The organism is Nonomuraea fuscirosea, assembly GCF_035917475.1.
GTDB lineage: Bacteria > Actinomycetota > Actinomycetes > Streptosporangiales > Streptosporangiaceae > Nonomuraea > Nonomuraea fuscirosea.
The window spans coordinates 353,810-370,565 of record NZ_CP109074.1 but is presented as its reverse complement, the minus strand read 5'-3'; the positions used below and the strand labels follow the sequence as shown (position 1 = coordinate 370,565).

Sequence of the window (16,756 nt, the reverse complement as noted above, 5' to 3'; positions counted from 1 at the left end):
CCCGCTGTGGAGCTCGACGGCGCCGGCCTGACCTGCGCGAAGGTCCACCAGGCCGGATACGACGGCGCACGGGTCACGATCGCCTCCCTCGATCGGGCCCGGGCCGCGTGGGCCGTCGCGCAGGGACTGACCGGCCCGGTGTACGGCAGGAGCACCGGTGTGGGTGCCAACAGGGACGTGGTGATGGAGGGCGCGGGGCTCGACCTGCTGCGCAGCCACGTGTGCGGGGCCGGGCCGCCGATCGAGCCGGCCAGGGCCAGGGCGATGCTCGTGGTCCGGCTTAACCAGCTGCTCGCGGGCGGGTCCGGGGTGGATCCGGCCGTGTGCCGGGCGCTGGCGTACGCGATCAACCACGGCTACACCCCGCCGCTGCGTACGTACGGCGCCATCGGCACCGGCGACCTCACCGCGCTGGCCACCACGGCCCTGTGCCTGCACGGCGAACTCCCCTGGCACCACGAGCCCCCGACCCCTTCCACCCAGCCCGGCCCCGCCGGGGCGTCCGCTCTTTCGGAGCCTGTCCGTCCCGGCGGGGAGCCCGGTCCCGCCGAGCTCACCCACCCCGGCGGGGAGTCCGGCCACGCCGGGTTTGTCCGTCCCGGCGGGGAGCGCCGGCACCCGCCATCCGAGCCGCCGCACCACGCCTTCGCCTCCGGGGACGCACTGCCGTTCATCAGCTCGGGGGCCGCGACGCTCGCCGACGCGGCCATCGCCTGTCACCGTCTGCGCCAGCTCCTCGACGCCGCCGTGGACGTGGCCGCGCTGTCGTTCACCGCCGTGGACGCCTCCGCCGAACCGCTCGCCGCCGTCGTCCAGGAGGCCCGCCCGCATCCGGGCCAGGCCGTCGTGGCCGCACGGCTGCGCGGGCTGCTCGCGCACGAGCCGACCACCCGCGTCCAGGACCCGTACGGCTACCGCGCCTTCGCCCAGGTGCACGGCGCGGCCATGGACGCCCTCGACCGCGCCGCCACCACGGTGGAGATCGACCTCAACGCCTCCACCGAGAATCCGCTCTTCGCCGACGGCCTGGCCTGGCACAACGGCAACTTCCACGCGGCGCCCGTGGCGCTGGCCCTCGACGCGCTGCGGGCCGCGCTCGTGCAGACGGCCCAGCTCAGCACGGCCCGCCTGGCGACCCTCATGGACCCCGCCTACACCGGACACCTGCCGTTCCTCGCCGACCGCCCCGGGGCGTCAGGGGTGCTGATCCTGGAGTACGTGGCCCAGGACGCCCTGGCCGAGCTGCGTCACCTCGCGAACCCGGTGACGACGGGCACGGCGGTGATCTCGCGCAGCGCGGAGGATCACGCCGGTTTCGCCACGCAGGCCGCCCGGCACGCGCTGCGCTGCCTGGAGCCGCTGGAGCTCGTGCTGGCCTGCGAGCGCACGGCCGCCGCCCGCGCCCTGCACGCCTCGGCCCCCGACCGCCCCCTCACCGCCGACCTGGAGACCTCCCGCCAGGCCCTCGCCCGGCACCTCTGAGCCACCGGCTGCCCCGGCCGGTCAGGAGGCCAGCCGGGTGACCGAGCCCCGTTCGCGCAGCGTGGGGGTCTGCATGACGCGCCGCCGCCGGGTGCCGCCGTCGGCCGCCGCCGAGATGAGCCGGACCGCCGCGCGGACGATGCCGTCGATGTCCCAGTCGACGGTGGTGAGACCCGGCGAGAGCAGGCCCGACATCGGATGGTCGTCGTAACCCATGACGGACACGTCGTCCGGCACCGACAACCCCAGCTCCTGCGCGGCCGCGTAGACCCCGTAGGCGATCGAGTCGGCGAAGCAGAAGACGGCGCTCGGCCGCTTGCCCGCCAGCAGCTCGCGGGCCGCCTCGGTGGCTCCGGCCAGCCCGTGGGGCGCGGTGGCGACCTCGATGTCGAGCCCCAGCCGGTCGGCCTCGGCCGTGACGTGCACGTCGGCGGGCCGGTCGGGCGTGCTGGCCATGGTGGGCGTCAGGACGGAGATGCGGCGGTGGCCGGAGGCGCGCAGGTGCTCCAGGGCGAGCGTCACCCCGCGCCGGTTGTCGAAGACGACCTCGCCCGCCGTGCCGGCGATGGAGTCGCCGATCGCGACCACCGGCACCGACTCACACAGCTCGGGCCAGAACCCGGCCGCCGGATCGATCGACTGCACGATCAGCCCGTCGACACGCTGGTCACGCAGTTGCTGGGCCAGCGCCCGCTCCCTGGCCGGATCGCCGACCGCGTCGAGGATCAGCGCGTAACGATCCTTCTCCCGCAGACCGCGGCTGATGCCGACGGCCAGCGCCTGCTGCCACAGGTCCTCAAGGGAGCCGCAGAGCAGGCCGATCATCCCGGTGCGGCCGCTGGCCAGCGCCCTGGCGATGGGGTCGGCCTCGTAGCCGAGCTCGGCGGCCGCCGCGCGCACCCGCTCCTTGGTCTCCTCCGACACCTGCAGGCCGCGTAGCGCGTAGGAGACGGCCGCCGGTGACAGGCCGGTGGCCTGGGCCACCTCACGGATGGTGGCTCTCTTGCGAGGCATTCAGCCAGCTTATTGCGTGGCACCGACAGAAGCCGATTTCCCGACACCCTTCTGTCGGGTTTCCGAGCTGGGCGGACCGTTGACAAGCCTCTTGTGAAGCGGTTCACTGAAACGTATCAGTGAAACGGTTCACTTCCAAGACGACACAGCGCAGAGCGTTTACATGTATTGTGAGTAGGAAATAGCGGGAGAGGGGGGCCGCCATGAGCGTCGACGTGCATCAGCACCTGTGGACCAGCACGTTCGTCGATGCTCTGCGCGCCCGGACGAAGCCGCCCTACCTCGACGGCTGGACGCTCATCCTCGACGGCGAGCCCCCGTACGAGGTCGATCCCGCCGACCACGAGCACCGCGACACCACCGGCCTGGAGCTGGCGCTGGTGTCGCTGTCGAGCCCGCTGGGCATCGAGTTCCTGCCGCCCGAGGAGTGCTGGCCGCTGATCGACGCCCACCACGACGGCGGCCTGTCGCTGGGCGAGCCGTTCGGGGTGTGGGCGGCCACCTGCCACAGCGAGCCCGACCCCGACCGCCTGGCCGGGGACCTCGACCGCGGCCTGGCCGGCCTGCAGATCCCGGCCACCGCGATCCCGGACGACCGGCTCCTCGACGTGCTGACCGCCAGGGACCTGCCGCTCTTCGTGCACCCTGGGCCGGCCCTGGCGCCGGCGGGAACGCCGTCGTGGTGGCCCGCGCTGGTGCCGTACGTGCAGCAGATGCACGCGTCGTGGCACTACTTCCACGCCGTCGTCCGGCCGCGCCATCCCCGGCTGCGGGTCTGCTTCGCGCTGCTCGCCGGGCTGGCGCCGCTGCACTCCGAGCGCCTGATCGCCCGCGGCGGTGGCGGGCGCGGCCTGGTGGACCGCGACTTCTTCGTGGAGACCTCCTCGTACGGCCCCCGCGCGATCGACGCGATCGTCCGCGAACTCGGCATCGACGTCGTCGTCAACGGCTCCGACGCCCCGTACGCCACCGCCCCCGACCCCGGCCTGGGCGCAGCCGCCGCCCACGCCATCAGGACCGTCAACCCAGCCCGCTTGCTTGGCGAGGGAGTGCCGTCGTCTGGAGGAGCGGAGGGAGCGCAGCGACCGGAGCGGGGGAAGACGGCGGCATCTGGCGACCGAGCCCGCCGCCCGCAGGGCGGCAAATCAGACGCTGACAACAAACGCGAAGGGAGACTCCGTAAGTGAGCACCACCACTGACCAGATCCAGGGCGGGGGCACCTGTGCCGGGCTCCCTGAGCGCACGCTCGACCGTCGTGAGCTGCGCGACCTGGTGAACGACCTGGCCGCGCATCCTGAGGAGTGGCGTGATCAGGTGGAATTCCCCGCCGACGGCGGACGCCACTACGCCTCGCTCTACCGCGACGCGTACGTGGACGTCTGGCTGCTGTGCTGGCGGCCCGAGGACGACACGGGCTGGCACGACCACGACATCTCCTCGGGCGCCGTGCACGTGGTGCGGGGCGCGCTGCGGGAGTGCAACCCGCGGATCGGCGGCGAGCACCTGGAGACGGTGGTGCCGGCGGGTCAGTCGTTCTCGTTCGGGCCCGACCACATCCACCGGCTGACGGGCGCGGTGGACGAGAGCGTGTCGATCCACGCCTATTCGCCGCCGCTGTGGCGGCTGGGTCAGTACTCGATCGACGGGACCGGCGTCATGCGCCGCGTCTCGGTCAGTTACGCCGACGAGCTGCGCCCGATGGACGACCCGATCACTTCGGTGGCCTGAGGTTCGCCGGGTCTCAGGCGCTACGGGGACCCGGCGGCCGCAGGACGCAGCAGCTGCCGCAGGGCTCCACGTCGGGCAGGGTGATCCACAGGCAGCAGGTCCGGCGGAAGTAGTCGTCGCCGACGGGCTCGATCAGCCCGTCCACGGGCCGGCCGAGCTCGTGCAGCAGTCTCATGTAGTCGCCGGGCACGATCGAGGTCAGCGGGTGGGCGATCGCCTCCGCCGTGGATCCCCACAGCGTGCGCTCTCCCACCTTGGCCAGGACGCCGATGGCCTCGACGAGCGGCCGCTGCGACTCCTCCAGCGCCCTGGAGATCGCGGCGGCGCCGGCGTCCCAGCTCACGTGCGTGGCCGCGAGCGTGACCCCGGCCCCGGACACCTTGAACCACGTGTCCGCCAGGCGCATGATCGGCACCCGCCCGTCCAGCGCCCAGCCGAGCGCCATCGGCAGCGTGTGCCAGTAGCTGTAGGTCTTCCAGAACAGCGCCGCGCCGACGTGCCGTGGCGCGTTCCAGCGCGCGGCGGTGTCGTCGACGAGCCGCCCGAGCAGCTCGTACGGCTCCCGCAGCAGCTCCGCGACCGGCGTCCAGCTCTCGTCGGGTTCGATGACCAGGCGGGGCTCCACGCCGAGCACCCCGCCGCGCGAGTCGGCGATCCGCTGGAGCGTCTCGGTCAGCACGCTGCCTCTCCCGGGGAAACTAGGGGGCGGACCTGATCAACGTACCAGGGCGTCCGGCGAACCAGCCGGCCACGAGCTGCACCCCGACCACGCCCAGCCCCACCGTCAGCGGCACCGTCCAGGACCCCGACACCTGCCGCAGGTACCCGAACAGCAGCGGCCCCAGCGCGGCGATCACATATCCGACGGACTGGGCCACGGCCGACAGCGCGGTCACCCCGGCGGGGTCGGCCGGGCGCAGCGCGATGATCAGCAGGGCCAGCGCGAACGAGGCCCCCTGGCCGATCCCGAGCACGATCATCCACAACCACGGCAGGGTGGTCGGGGCCAGCAGCACGCCCAGATACCCGAAGACGGTCAGCACGCCGGCGCCGATCACGTACGGCACCTGCGAGGCCCGCCGCCCGGCCAGCACGGGCACCGCCAGGGAGGTGCCGACCTGGACCAGGTTCGTCAGGCTGAGCAGGTAGCCGGCCTGGTCGGCGGCGAGGCCGGCTTCGAGGTAGATCGTCGGCAGCCAGGCCAGCATGACGTAGAAGGTCAGGGACTGCAGGCCCATGAGTGCGGTGACGTACCAGGTGACGCGGCTGCGCAGCACCGCGCCGAAAGGGCGGGGGCCGTTCTGCCCGCCGGCCCGCCCGCGCAGCGCCTGCGGCAGCCAGAGCAGCGCCGCCAGCAGCGCGGGGACGGCGAGGAGCGCGGAGACGCCGCGCCAGCCGTACCCGGTGGTGTGCTCGATCGGGACGACGAGAGCGGACGCGGCCGCCGCGCCGGCCACCACGCACGAGACGTAGACGCCGGTCATCAGGTTGATCCGGGCGGGGAAGTGCTGTTTGACGATGCCGGGCATGGAGACGTTCATGACCGCGATGGCCGTGGCTGCCAGAGCCGAGCCGAGGTAGAGCACGGGGGCGCCGTCGAGACCGCGCAGCGCCAGGCCGGCCGCGATGACCAGCAGCCCCGCCAGCAGGGTGCGGTCGAGCCCGAAGCGGCGCGCGAGCATCGGCGTGAGCGGCCCGAACACCCCGAGGCAGACCACCATGACCGTGGTGATCGCGCCGCCGCCCGCGGGGCTGAGACCCACGTCGTCCATGATCTCGTCGAGCAGCGGCGAGAGCCCCGCGATGGCCGGTCGCAGGTTCAGCGCGGCCAGGGCGAACCCCGCCACGAGCAGAGCGGATCTGAACGACATAGAGGACCACTCTCGCATAACCTCTTGACAACGTTGTCTACCGGTCCCGATTAGGGAATGATCCAGACGTGAGACCGACGATGAAGGACGTCGCCTCGGCGGCGGGCGTGGCGCTCAAGACCGTCTCCCGGGTGGTGAACGGCGAGCCCGGCGTGCATCCGGAGACGGCCGAGCGGGTGCGGGCGGCCATCGACCGGCTGGGCTACAGCCGCAACGAGAGCGCCCGGGTGCTGCGCAGAGGCACGACCGCCACGATCGGGCTGGTCATCGAGGACGTGGCGGACCCGTTCTACGCGGGGCTGAGCCGGGCGGTGGAGACCGTGGTGATCGACCATGGCTGCCTGCTGCTGAGCGGGTCGTCAGGGGAGCAGCCCGGCAGGGAGCGCGAGCTGGTCGAGACCTTCTGCGCGCGACGGGTGGACGGGCTGATCATGGTGCCGGCCGGGGACGACCACACCTATCTGCGGCCCGAGCTGGAGGCGGGCACGCCCGTGGTGTTCGCCGACCGGCCGCCGGGCGCGGGGATCGACGTGGACACCGTGCTCAGCGACAACGTGGGCGGCGCCAGGCAGGCGGTGCGCCACCTGCTGAGCCACGGTCACCGCAGGATCGCCTTCCTCGGCGACGACCCGGCCATCTTCACCGCGGCCGGGCGGCTGCAGGGCTACAAGGAGGAGCTGGGCGGGCTCTTCGACCAGCGGCTGGTCTCGATGCGGACGCCTGCGCCCGAGGCGGTGCGGGCGGCCGTGGAGCGCATGTTCGGCCTGGACGACCCGCCGACGGCGCTGTTCACCGGCAACGGCCGCTGCACCGTCACCACCCTGCGGGTGCTGGACGGGCGGCGGCCGGCGCTGGTGGGGTTCGACGACTTCGAGCTGGCCGACCTGCTCGACCCGGGGGTGAGCGTGGTGGCGCAGGATCCGTCCTGGATGGGGCGGGTGGCGGCCGAGCTGCTGTTCCGCCGCCTGCGCGGCGACACGGGCCCGTCGGAGCACATCGAGCTCCCGGTACGCCTCATCCCCCGCGGCTCGGGCGAACTCACCCCGGAACACCTGTAGCAACCGCACGGGCGCCAAGCCGCGATCCCACAGGCTTGAGGCCGCGAACCGTGCGGGCCTCAAGCCGAGCCGTGCGGGCCTCAAGCCACGACGCGTGCGGGCGCGGGCCGCAGCACGCGGGCCAGGGCGAGGGCGACCACCACGCCCGCCGCCCCCGACAGCGCGATGGCCTGCCCCGGCGCGACCACCTCCCCCAGCACGCCCACCACCGCGGCCCCCGCCGCCTGTCCCGTCATCAGCCCGGCGGACTGCAGCCCGAACGCCTGCCCCCGCACCTCCTCCGGCACCGCGTCCACGAACCGCCGCTGCAACCCCAGCTGGTACGACAGCCCGGCCGCCCCGATCGCCGCCAGCACGGCCGCCCAGGCGACCCCGGGCGAGAGCGCGAACGCCAGCCAGGGCACCCCCAGCAGCACCGCCAGCGGCAACGACAGCCGCTCCCGCAGTCCTGGGGCCGCGAACCGCCCCACCGCGAACTCGCCGGCCGCCATCCCGCAGGCCGCCACCGCGAGCACCACGCCCGCCTGTCCCTGCCCGCCCATGTACGGCACGACCATGGCCTCGGCCCCCGCCAGGCACACACACGGCAGCCAGCCGGCCAGCAGCAGCCCGCGGACCCGGCCGTCGGCCAGCAGCCGCCGGTTGACCCGCAGCGTCTGCCGGACCGCGCCGCGCCGTTCCCCGCCCCGTGCCGCCCGGTACGGCAGCCCGAACCGCAGCACCAGCGCGGCCACCACCGACAGCCCGGCCGTGACGGCGAGCGCGCCGGCCGGCCCGGCGAAGGCGAGGAACGCGCCCCCGGCCGCCAGCCCGACGACCTGCGCACTGGCCGAGGCCACGTTGAGCATCGACCGCCCGAGCACGAACGCGTCCCCCGGCAGCACCTCGGGCAGCATCGCGGCCCGCGCCGCGAAGAACACCGGCGAGAACACGCCCGTGACCAGCACCAGCGCCAGCATCGCCCAGACCGGCAGCCCGGCATAGGCGAGCAGCAGGCACGTGACGGCCCTGATCAGCTCGCCCGCCACCATCAGCGCCCGCGGCGCCAGGCGGTCGGCCAGCGAGAGCAGGAGCAGCCCGCCCACGATGAACGGCAGCCACCCGGCCATGTACGCCGCCGCGGACAGCCCGGGTGAGCCGGTCCGCGTGTAGACCAGCACCGACAGGGCCAGCATCTTGATCGAGTCTCCGCCGACCAGCAGCACGAAGCTGCCGAACAGCACCCGGAACTCCTTGACGGCGAACACCTCGCCGAACGTCGCGCCTTTCACACGCCAGATGGTGCTGGCCCGCTCCCTCCCCACGCGACTTATTCGGATATAACCGAAACATGGTGACGATTGAGGTCGTACCTCAGGACGTGATGGCGAGCAGGTTCGCGATCTCACCGCTCATCGAGACCATGCACGCGCAGTGGGTGCTGGCCGGCCGCTACCCCGCCGGCGCCAACGGCCCGTGGGCGGCGCGGTGGCGCGAGACGTACCAGGAGCTCGTCGGGGAGCATCCCGTGCTGCGGGCGTCGGCCGTGATCAGCGGCAACAAGGGGGACGCCAACGTCGACTTCGTCGCGCCCCCGCCGACGGCCGTGGACGTGCCGTTCGAGGCGGAACTGGCGGCCATGCGCGCGACGCCGCTGGAGACGGCGCACGGGGAGATCCGGCGGGCGCTGTCCGCCCGGCCGCCCGTGCCGGACTGGATCAGGGAGCTGCTGCTGGGGCCCGACGTGGTGCGGCGGTTCGCGGCGGCGTACGAGGCGTTGTGGCGCGAGATCCTCTCCCACGACTGGCCCCGCTTCCGCGCGGTGCTCCAGCGCGACGTGGCGCAGCGGGCCGGGCGGCTGGCCGCGTACGGCTGGCAGGCTGCCCTCGAAGACCTGCGCCCGAACGTGCGCTGGCACCGCAGCGGCCGGATCGAGGTCGAGCTGACCACCAGGCGGGGGACCCACCGGCTCGACGGCAAGGGCCTGCTGTTCCTGCCGTCGGCGTTCATGGGCGTCATCGGCACCTATCTGGAGGACGCCTGGCCGTACGCGCTGGTCTATCCCGTCAGGGGCCTCGCGGCCGCTCCGCCCGCGCCCGACGCGGACCTGGCGGCGCTGATCGGCCGCAGCCGGGCCCGCATCCTCGCCGAGCTGGCGGAGCCGGCGACCACCACCCAGCTCGCCGCGCTGCTCGGGCAGAGCCTGGGCACCACAGGCGGCCATCTCGCGGCGCTGCGCAGGACGGGCGTGATCGTGGGCACCCGCGTCGGCCGGAGCGTCCTGTACACGCGCACCCCTCTGGGCGAGGCCTTGATCAACGGCTAGCCTGGGCACGCAGGTATAGTCGTTGGGCATCCATTCTGCAACTTTGTTCACAAGCCGTATCAGGAGCGCGCGCATGAATGCCGCCGACGTCGCCCCCGAGGCACAGCCGAGGTTCGCCCCCGAGCTGATGTACGCGGCGGCCCAGCAGTACTACATGGAGGACGCCACACAGGGCGACATAGCGGGGCGCTTGGGCGTCAGCAGGGCGACCGTGAGCCGGCTGCTCACCGAGGCGCGCCGGCAGGGCATCGTCGAGATCAAGGTGCACCGGCCGGCCGCGCTGGAGGACGGCCCGCTGGCCGACGAGGTGGCGCGGGCGCTCGGGCTGGCGCGCGTCTATCTCGTCCCCAAGGTCAGCGGCCCCACGCTGGGCCCGTGGCTGGCGCCCGGCGTGACCCGCGCGCTGGCCGCCGTCGGCCTCGAATCCGGCGACGTCGTGCTCGTCTCCTCGGGCACCACGGTGTACGAGTGCGCCCGCGAGGGCCTGGGCCAGTACCCGGGCGTCACGATCGCCCCGGCCGTGGGCGGCCAGGAGGAGCCGCAGCCCTGGTTCCAGACCAACGAGACCACCCGCATCCTGGCCGAACGCGCGGGCGGCGTGCCCGCCTACCTCTACGCCCCCGCGCTGCCCGGCCCCGAGTTGTTCTACTCGTTGCAGCACGAGCCGTCCGTGCGCCGGGTGATGGACCTGTGGGCGCACGCCAAGTGCGCGATCGTGGGCGTCGGCTCGGCCCCGCTGATGCGGCAGATGGTGCCCTCCCTCATGCCGCGCGACGCCGAGAGCCTGCGCCAGGCCGTGGGCGACGTGTGCATGCGCATCTACGACCGCGACGGGGCCCCGGTGACCTATCCGGGCAGCGAGCGCCTGGTCGCGGCGAAGCCGGAGGAGCTGCGCCGCATCCCCCACACGATCGCCGTCGCCGTCGGCGCGGAGAAGGTGCTCTCGATCGTCGCCGGAGCCAGGGGCGGCTACTTCAACCAGCTCGTCACGGACACCCCGACCGCGGAGGGCCTGCTGGCAGCCGCCCACCAACTCTGAACACATTTGCTGGACAAAGTTTCTGAACGCGCGCTAACGTGAGCCGCACCACGGGACATGCCCTCCCGTGAGGGCGTGTCCCCTTCTCGGGGGCCGGCGAGCGTCAAGGAACCTAAGGAACACCCGTGAACAGAGCTAAGATGCGGACCTCCGCGTTCGCCGCAGTGGCGGTGCTCGCGACCTCGGTGCTGGCCGCGTGCGGCGGCGGCTCCGGCGGCAGTGGCGATGCCGGCGGCACCGGCGGCGGCGACCTGCAGAACGCCAAGGTCGCCTTCCTCATGCCCGACCTCGCCTCGACCCGATACGAGCTGCAGGACAAGCCGCTGTTCGAGGCCAGGATGAAGCAGCTCTGCCCGACCTGCGAGGTCATCTACCAGAACGCCGACTCCGACGCGGCCAAGCAGCAGCAGCAGGCCAACTCCGCGCTCGCCCAGGGCGTCAAGGCGATCGTGATCGACCCGGTCGACTCCGCCGCCGCGGCCACGATCGTGAAGTCGGCCCAGTCGCAGCAGGTGCCGATCATCGCCTACGACCGGCCGATCCCGGCCACGCCCGCCGACTACTACATCTCGTTCGACAACGAGAAGATCGGCTCGATGATCGCCCAGTCCCTGGTGGACCACCTCAAGGCCGAGAAGGCCGAGGGCGGCATCCTCCAGGTCAACGGCTCCCCCACCGACGCGGCAGCCCAGCTGATCAAGAAGGGCATCCACAGCGCGGTCGACCCGAGCGGGTTCAAGCTGCTCGCCGAGTACGACACCCCCGACTGGCAGCCGGAGAAGGCCCAGACCTGGGTCAGCGGCCAGATCACCCAGTTCAAGGACCAGATCGTCGGCGTGGTCGCGGCCAACGACGGCACCGGCGGCGGCGCGATCGCCGCGTTCAAGGCCGCGGGCGGGAAGGTGCCGCCGATCACCGGCAACGACGCCGAGATCGCCGCCGCGCAGCGCATCATCGCGGGCGACCAGTACAACACGATCTCCAAGCCCATCAAGATCGTCGCCGAGGCTTCGGCCAACGTGGCCTGGGAATTCATGCAGGGCAAGAAGCCCGCCGGCAAGACCACCCTCTACGACACGCCCTCCGAGCTGTTCGTCCCCACGGTCGTGACCAAGGACAACACCAAGGAAGTGCTGTTCGACAGCGGCATCATGAAGGCCGCCGACGTGTGCACGGGCGCGTACGCCAAGGGCTGCGAAGAGCTCGGCATCAAGTAGGAGCGGACCGATGACCGTCCTGTCGCTGCGCGGCATCAACAAGACCTTCGGCGCCGTGGCCGCGCTCACCGACATCGAGCTCGACGTCGCCGCCGGCCAGGTCGTCGCCGTCGTGGGTGACAACGGCGCGGGCAAGTCCACGCTGGTCAAGATCCTGTCGGGGGTGCATCCGCCGGACTCGGGCACGATCACGTTCGAGGGCCGTCAGGTGGAGATCCCGACCCCGGCCGCCGCCCACAAGCTCGGCATCGCCACCGTCTTCCAGGACCTGGCGCTGTGCGAGAACCTCGACGTCATCCAGAACCTCTTCCTCGGCCAGGAGATCCGTCCGCTCCGGCTGAACGACGTGGCCATGGAGACCCGCTCGTGGGAGCTGCTGCGCCAGCTCTCCGCCAAGATCCCGAGCGTGCGGGTGCCGGTGGCGGCCCTGTCGGGCGGGCAGCGGCAGACGGTGGCCATCGCCAGGTCGCTGCTCGGCGACCCGAAGGTCATCATCCTCGACGAGCCCACCGCCGCGCTCGGCGTGGCCCAGACGGCCGAGGTGCTCAACCTGGTCGAGCGGCTGCGCGAGAACGGGCTGGGCGTGATCATGATCAGCCACAACATGGCGGACGTGAAGGCCGTCGCCGACACCGTGGCGGTGCTGCGGCTCGGCCGCAACAACGGGGTGTTCGCGGTGGACCAGGTCTCCACCGAGGACATCATCGCCGCCATCACCGGTGCCACGGACAACGTGGTGTCCCGCCGCAACCAGAGGGGGCAGCAGTGAGCGCCGTGACGACCGACCGCCAGGACGAGCGGTTGCAGAGCCGTGACGGGTGGCGCGGCGCGATCACCGACGTGGTCGAACGGGCCCGCGGCGGCGACCTCGGGGTCATCCCGGTCGTCGTCGGGCTCATCGTCATCTGGTCGGTGTTCCAGGCGCTCAACCCGATCTTCCTGTCCAGCGCGAACCTGGTGAACCTCACTCTGGAGTCGGCCGCCGTCGGCGTGATCGCGCTCGGCATCGTGTGCGTGCTGCTGGTGGGCCAGATCGACCTGTCCGTCGGCTCGGTCAGCGGGCTGTCGGGCGCGGTGCTGGCCGTGCTCTTCGTCGGCCAGGGGCTGCCGGTCTGGGTGGCGATCCTGGCCTCGGTCCTCATGGGCGCGGTCATCGGGTGGCTGTACGGGCAGTTGTTCAACCGGTTCGGGGTGCCCAGCTTCGTCATCACGCTGGCCGGGCTGCTCGCCTTCCTCGGGCTGCAGCTGTACGTGCTGGGCACCAAGGGGTCGATCAACCTGCCGTTCGACTCGGCGCTGGTGAACTTCGCCCAGCTCGACTTCGTCCCGGCTCCGCTGTCGTACGCGTTCGCCGTGATCGCCTCCGCCTGGCTGTTCCTCAGCGGCTACCTGCACGCCCAGGCGCGGCGCAAGGCCGGGCTGTCGGCCAAGAGCCTCTCGACGCTGGTCGTCAGGAGCGTGGCGCTGCTGGCGGTGCTGGCCTTCGTGGTCTGGTACCTCGGCCAGACGCGCGGCGTGGGCTGGATGTTCGTCTTCTTCGTCGCGCTCGTGCTGATCATGCACTACCTGCTGTCGCGGACGAAGTGGGGCCGCTCGGTCTACGCCGTGGGCGGCAACGTGGAGGCCGCGCGCCGGGCGGGCATCAACGTCAAGGCCGTCTTCACCTCCGTGTTCGTACTCTGCTCGACGTTCGCCGCGGTCGGCGGCATCATGGCCGCGGCCCGGCTGGCGGCGGCCAACCAGAGCAGCGGCGCGGGCGACGTCAACCTCAACGCCATCGCGGCGGCCGTGATCGGCGGGACGAGCCTGTTCGGCGGGCGCGGCACCGCGTTCGGCGCGCTGCTCGGCATCATCGTCATCCAGTCCATCTCCAGCGGCCTGACCCTGCTCAACCTCGACTCCTCGATCAGGTTCGTGGTCACGGGGGCCGTGCTGCTGCTCGCCGTGATCGTCGACTCCGTGTCGCGCCGGTCGCGCACCTCCCACGGCAGGGCCTGATGGCGATCATCTGCGTGGACGCGGGCACCACGGTCATCAAGGCGGTCGGGTACGACTCCTCCGGCGCCGAGGCGGCCGTCGCCCGGCGCGCGACCGTCGTGTCCAGACCCGCCCCCGGCCACGCCGAGCAGGACATGGACGCGGTCTGGGACGCGGTCGCGGCCACCGTGCGCGAGGTCGCCGCCCAGGTGGGCGGCGCCGACCTGGTGGCGGTCACCGCCCAGGGCGACGGCTGCTGGCTGGTGGACGCCGCCGGTGAGCCGACCGGCCCCGCGATCCTCTGGAACGACGCCAGGGCCGCCTCATACGTGGACGCCTGGACGCGCGACGGGCTGGCCGAGGCCGCCTTCCGGCGCAACGGCTCCGCCGCCGCCTCCGGCCTTCCGCACGCCATCCTCACCTGGCTGCACGCGAACGACCCCGACAGGCTCGCCCGCTCGCACGCGAACCTGACCTGCGGCGGCTGGATCTACTCCCGGCTCACCGGGGAGCTGGTGGCCGACGAGTCCGACGCCTCGGCGCCGTTCATGGACCTGCGAACGCGGGCGTACGCGCCGGACCTGCTGTCCCTGTTCGGCCTGGAGTGGGCAGAACGGCTGCTGCCCCCGGTCCGGGCCTGCCCGGTCGCCGAGCTGACCCGCGACGCCGCCGCCGCGCTCGGCCTGGCCGCCGGGACGCCGGTCGTCATGGCCCCGTACGACATCGCTTCGACGGCACTGGGCTCGGGCGCGGTGTCGGCGGGGCAGGCGTGCGGCATCCTCGGCACCACGCTGTGCACCGAGGTCGTCGTGGACGCCCCCGACCTGGACGGCGCGCCGACCGGCATCACCATCGCGCTGCCCGGCGGCTACCTGCGGGCCTTCCCCACGTTCGCCGGCACCGAGGTGGTGCAGTGGACGTGCCGCCTGCTCGGGCTGGACGGCCCGGCCGACCTGGGCGAGCTGGCGCTGCTGAGCGAGCCGGGGGCGGGCGGGCTGGCGTTCCTGCCGTACCTGTCGCCGGCCGGTGAGCGGGCGCCGTTCTCCGACCCGCTGGCCAGGGGCTCGCTGCTGGGCATGTCGTTCGAGCACGGCCGCGAGCACGTCGCCAGGGCCGTGCTGGAAGGGCTCACCATGGTCATCCGCGACTGTCTCGCGGCCACCGGGGCCGACCCCACGGAGCTGCGGGTGTGCGGCGGCGGCTCTGCCAGCGCCACCTGGCTCGCGCTCATCGCCGACGTCACCGGGCTGCCCGTGCGGCGCTCGGCCGACACCGAGGTGGGGGCGCGCGGGGCCTGTCTGGTCGGACTGGCCGCCACAGGTGCCGCGCCGTCCATCGCCGAGGCCGCCGGGCAGCACGTACGGCTGCGCGAGGCGGTCGAGCCCGACCCCTCGCGGCGGGCCCGCTACGACCAGCTCTACGAGGACTTCCTGACCCTGCGCGCGAACAACGCCGGCGCCTGGCCGCTGCTCGGCGCGATGAGAGGCCGTACATGAGCGTGTGGATCGGCATCGACCTCGGCACGCAGAGCGTGCGTGCCCTGGCCGTCACCGGCGACGGCACGGTGCTCGGCACCGGTAGCCGCCCCCTGACCAGCCACCGCGACGGCCCCCGCCATGAGCAGGACCCCGAGCAGTGGTGGCGCGAGCTGGCCGCGGCGACCCGCGAGGCGCTGCGCGGCGTGCCGGCCGGCGAGCGGGTCGAGGGCGTGGCGGTGGACGCGACCTCTGGAACGATCCTGCTCACCGACCCCTCGGGCCGGGCGCTGACGCCCGCCCTCATGTACGACGATCGCCGCGCCGGCGCGGAACGGGCGAACGAGGCGGGCGCGGCCGTGTGGGAACGGCTCGGCTACCGGCGGATGCAGCCCAACTGGGGGCTGCCGAAGCTGCTGTGGCTGCTGCCCGGCGCTCCGGCCGGCGCCCGCCTGGCCCACCAGAGCGACTTCGTCAACCGCCGCCTGGTGGGGCGCGAGGTGGCCACCGACCTGAGCAACGCGCTCAAGACCGGCGTCGACCTGATCGGCGAGCGCTGGCCGATGGAGGTGTTCGACGCGCTGGGCGTGCCCGCCGGGATGCTGCCCGACGTCGTACGTCCCGGCGCCCGGCTGGGCGAGGTGTGCGCGGCGGCGGCCGGGGAGACCGGCCTGCCCGAGGGCACCCCGGTGATCGCCGGCACCACGGACGGCTGCGCGGCCCAGCTCGGCGCGGGCGCGCAGCGGGCCGGCAGCTGGAACTCGGTCCTGGGCACGACGCTGGTGCTCAAGGGGGTCACGAAGGAACTGATCCACGACCCGCTGGGCGTCGTGTACTCGCACCGCGCCCCCGACGGCTCGTGGCTGCCCGGTGGGGCGTCCAGCACGGGTGCGGGCGTCCTGACCCGCGACCTGCCCGGCCGCGACCTCGACGCCCTGAGCACCCAGGCCGCCGCCCGCTACGGCCCCCAGCCGGGCCGCACGACCCGCCGCACGCCCGGCCGCGCCCCGAGCCCCGGTGCCCCAGGACCAGGCGTCCCAGGATCAGGCGTCCCAGGATCAGGCGTCCCGGGCGTGCCACCGGCTGTCACCTATCCGCTGGTCTCGCGTGGTGAGCGGTTCCCCTTCGCCGCGCCGGACGCCGAGTCGTTCACGCTCGGCGAGCCGGCCGACGACGTCGAGCGGTACGCCGCGATCCTGCTCGGCGCGGCCTTCGTCGAGCGACTCTGCTTCGACTACCTCGACCTGCTCGGCGCCCCGGTGGACGGCGAGATCATCCTGACCGGCGGGGCCACCAGGAGCGCGTACTGGACCCAGCTGCGCGCCGACGTCCTGGAGCGGCCCGTGACGCTGCGCGAGAACGCCGAGCCCGCCCTGGGCATGGCCGTGCTGGCGGGCGGCGACCCGGCCCGCATGATCAGGACCCGCGCGGTGGTCGAACCGTCGGAGGCCCGCCTGGGCGAGGCGTACGTCCGTTTCGTCACCGAGCTGGAGCGGCGCGGCTGGCTCGACCCCGAGGCCGCCACCCACGCCCGCGAGAGGACCACCGCATGACCTGCCTCGTGCGCACCCGCGAGAGGACCCCCTCAT

The 16,756-nt window shown here is 73.0% G+C and carries 15 protein-coding genes; 11 read left to right on the top strand and 4 right to left on the bottom strand.

From position 1 onward, the window contains the following. Positions 1-6 precede the first annotated feature (6 nt). Complete coding sequence (locus OIE67_RS01675; RefSeq protein ID WP_326635972.1) at positions 7-1,482, top strand: aromatic amino acid lyase; 1,476 nt, start codon at positions 7-9, stop codon at positions 1,480-1,482. Between the two features lie 21 nt (positions 1,483-1,503). Here the strand turns inward: OIE67_RS01675 and OIE67_RS01670 are convergent, their stop codons facing one another. Continuing rightward, complete coding sequence (locus OIE67_RS01670; RefSeq protein WP_326635971.1) at positions 1,504-2,496, bottom strand: LacI family DNA-binding transcriptional regulator; 993 nt, start codon at positions 2,494-2,496, stop codon at positions 1,504-1,506. 203 nt (positions 2,497-2,699) lie between these two features. On the opposite strand from OIE67_RS01670, the gene OIE67_RS01665 reads away from it, so the two are divergent. Both OIE67_RS01665 and OIE67_RS01660 read left to right on the top strand, forming a co-directional pair. Beyond that, positions 2,700-3,683 carry an amidohydrolase family protein gene (locus OIE67_RS01665; RefSeq protein WP_326635970.1) on the top strand — a complete coding sequence of 328 codons (984 nt, stop codon included), beginning with the start codon at positions 2,700-2,702 and terminating at the stop codon, positions 3,681-3,683. Beyond that, the gene (locus tag OIE67_RS01660; RefSeq protein WP_326635969.1) at positions 3,680-4,225 is read left to right on the top strand and encodes a cysteine dioxygenase; all 546 of its coding nucleotides are present in this window, start codon (positions 3,680-3,682) and stop codon (positions 4,223-4,225) included. The genes OIE67_RS01665 and OIE67_RS01660 overlap by 4 nt, the downstream gene beginning before the upstream one ends. Before the next feature lie 13 nt (positions 4,226-4,238). Here OIE67_RS01660 and OIE67_RS01655 read toward each other — a convergent pair whose 3' ends face one another. Both OIE67_RS01655 and OIE67_RS01650 read right to left on the bottom strand, forming a co-directional pair. Then, positions 4,239-4,904: a hypothetical protein gene (locus OIE67_RS01655; RefSeq protein WP_326635968.1), complete on the bottom strand. Its 666-nt coding sequence runs from the start codon at positions 4,902-4,904 to the stop codon at positions 4,239-4,241. 19 nt (positions 4,905-4,923) lie between these two features. Then, positions 4,924-6,096 carry a CynX/NimT family MFS transporter gene (locus OIE67_RS01650; RefSeq protein WP_326635966.1) on the bottom strand — a complete coding sequence of 391 codons (1,173 nt, stop codon included), beginning with the start codon at positions 6,094-6,096 and terminating at the stop codon, positions 4,924-4,926. A gap of 68 nt (positions 6,097-6,164) precedes the next feature. Here OIE67_RS01650 and OIE67_RS01645 point away from each other — a divergent pair, with 68 nt between their 5' ends. After that, complete coding sequence (locus OIE67_RS01645; RefSeq protein WP_245956343.1) at positions 6,165-7,154, top strand: LacI family DNA-binding transcriptional regulator; 990 nt, start codon at positions 6,165-6,167, stop codon at positions 7,152-7,154. A gap of 80 nt (positions 7,155-7,234) precedes the next feature. Here OIE67_RS01645 and OIE67_RS01640 read toward each other — a convergent pair whose 3' ends face one another. Beyond that, positions 7,235-8,425 carry an MFS transporter gene (locus OIE67_RS01640; protein WP_326635962.1) on the bottom strand — a complete coding sequence of 397 codons (1,191 nt, stop codon included), beginning with the start codon at positions 8,423-8,425 and terminating at the stop codon, positions 7,235-7,237. A 59-nt stretch (positions 8,426-8,484) separates the two neighbouring features. Between OIE67_RS01640 and OIE67_RS01635 the strand changes: the two genes are divergently transcribed. The 7 genes from OIE67_RS01635 to OIE67_RS01605 all read left to right on the top strand — a co-directional run bounded on the left by OIE67_RS01635 (position 8,485) and on the right by OIE67_RS01605 (position 16,720). Next, positions 8,485-9,459, top strand: coding sequence for an ArsR/SmtB family transcription factor (locus OIE67_RS01635; RefSeq protein WP_326635960.1), 975 nt, complete (start codon positions 8,485-8,487; stop codon positions 9,457-9,459). A 73-nt stretch (positions 9,460-9,532) separates the two neighbouring features. Further along, a complete protein-coding gene (locus OIE67_RS01630) occupies positions 9,533-10,498 on the top strand; it encodes a sugar-binding transcriptional regulator (protein WP_106248857.1) in 966 nt (321 codons plus the stop codon). Between the two features lie 125 nt (positions 10,499-10,623). Next, complete coding sequence (locus OIE67_RS01625) at positions 10,624-11,715, top strand: ABC transporter substrate-binding protein (RefSeq protein ID WP_326635956.1); 1,092 nt, start codon at positions 10,624-10,626, stop codon at positions 11,713-11,715. 10 nt (positions 11,716-11,725) lie between these two features. Further along, complete coding sequence (locus OIE67_RS01620; protein WP_106248855.1) at positions 11,726-12,484, top strand: ATP-binding cassette domain-containing protein; 759 nt, start codon at positions 11,726-11,728, stop codon at positions 12,482-12,484. After that, positions 12,481-13,713: a sugar ABC transporter permease gene (locus OIE67_RS01615; protein ID WP_326635953.1), complete on the top strand. Its 1,233-nt coding sequence runs from the start codon at positions 12,481-12,483 to the stop codon at positions 13,711-13,713. Before OIE67_RS01620 ends, OIE67_RS01615 begins: the two co-directional genes overlap by 4 nt. Continuing rightward, positions 13,713-15,188, top strand: a complete 1,476-nt coding sequence (locus OIE67_RS01610) for an FGGY-family carbohydrate kinase (protein WP_326635952.1) — start codon at positions 13,713-13,715, stop codon at positions 15,186-15,188. Before OIE67_RS01615 ends, OIE67_RS01610 begins: the two co-directional genes overlap by 1 nt. Beyond that, the gene (locus OIE67_RS01605; protein WP_326635950.1) at positions 15,185-16,720 is read left to right on the top strand and encodes an FGGY-family carbohydrate kinase; all 1,536 of its coding nucleotides are present in this window, start codon (positions 15,185-15,187) and stop codon (positions 16,718-16,720) included. The genes OIE67_RS01610 and OIE67_RS01605 overlap by 4 nt, the downstream gene beginning before the upstream one ends. Positions 16,721-16,756 lie beyond the last annotated feature (36 nt).

Excerpts from the sequence above, each read along its gene's own strand:
- OIE67_RS01635 (WP_326635960.1), top strand. The coding sequence starts at position 8,485 with ATGGTGACGATTGAGGTCGTACCTCAGGACGTGATGGCGAGCAGGTTC.
- OIE67_RS01610 (WP_326635952.1), top strand. The coding sequence starts at position 13,713 with ATGGCGATCATCTGCGTGGACGCGGGCACCACGGTCATCAAGGCGGTC.
- OIE67_RS01665 (WP_326635970.1), top strand. The coding sequence starts at position 2,700 with ATGAGCGTCGACGTGCATCAGCACCTGTGGACCAGCACGTTCGTCGAT.
- OIE67_RS01630 (WP_106248857.1), top strand. The coding sequence starts at position 9,533 with ATGAATGCCGCCGACGTCGCCCCCGAGGCACAGCCGAGGTTCGCCCCC.
- OIE67_RS01620 (WP_106248855.1), top strand. The coding sequence starts at position 11,726 with ATGACCGTCCTGTCGCTGCGCGGCATCAACAAGACCTTCGGCGCCGTG.
- OIE67_RS01650 (WP_326635966.1), bottom strand. The coding sequence starts at position 6,096 with ATGTCGTTCAGATCCGCTCTGCTCGTGGCGGGGTTCGCCCTGGCCGCG.
- OIE67_RS01605 (WP_326635950.1), top strand. The coding sequence starts at position 15,185 with ATGAGCGTGTGGATCGGCATCGACCTCGGCACGCAGAGCGTGCGTGCC.
- OIE67_RS01670 (WP_326635971.1), bottom strand. The coding sequence starts at position 2,496 with ATGCCTCGCAAGAGAGCCACCATCCGTGAGGTGGCCCAGGCCACCGGC.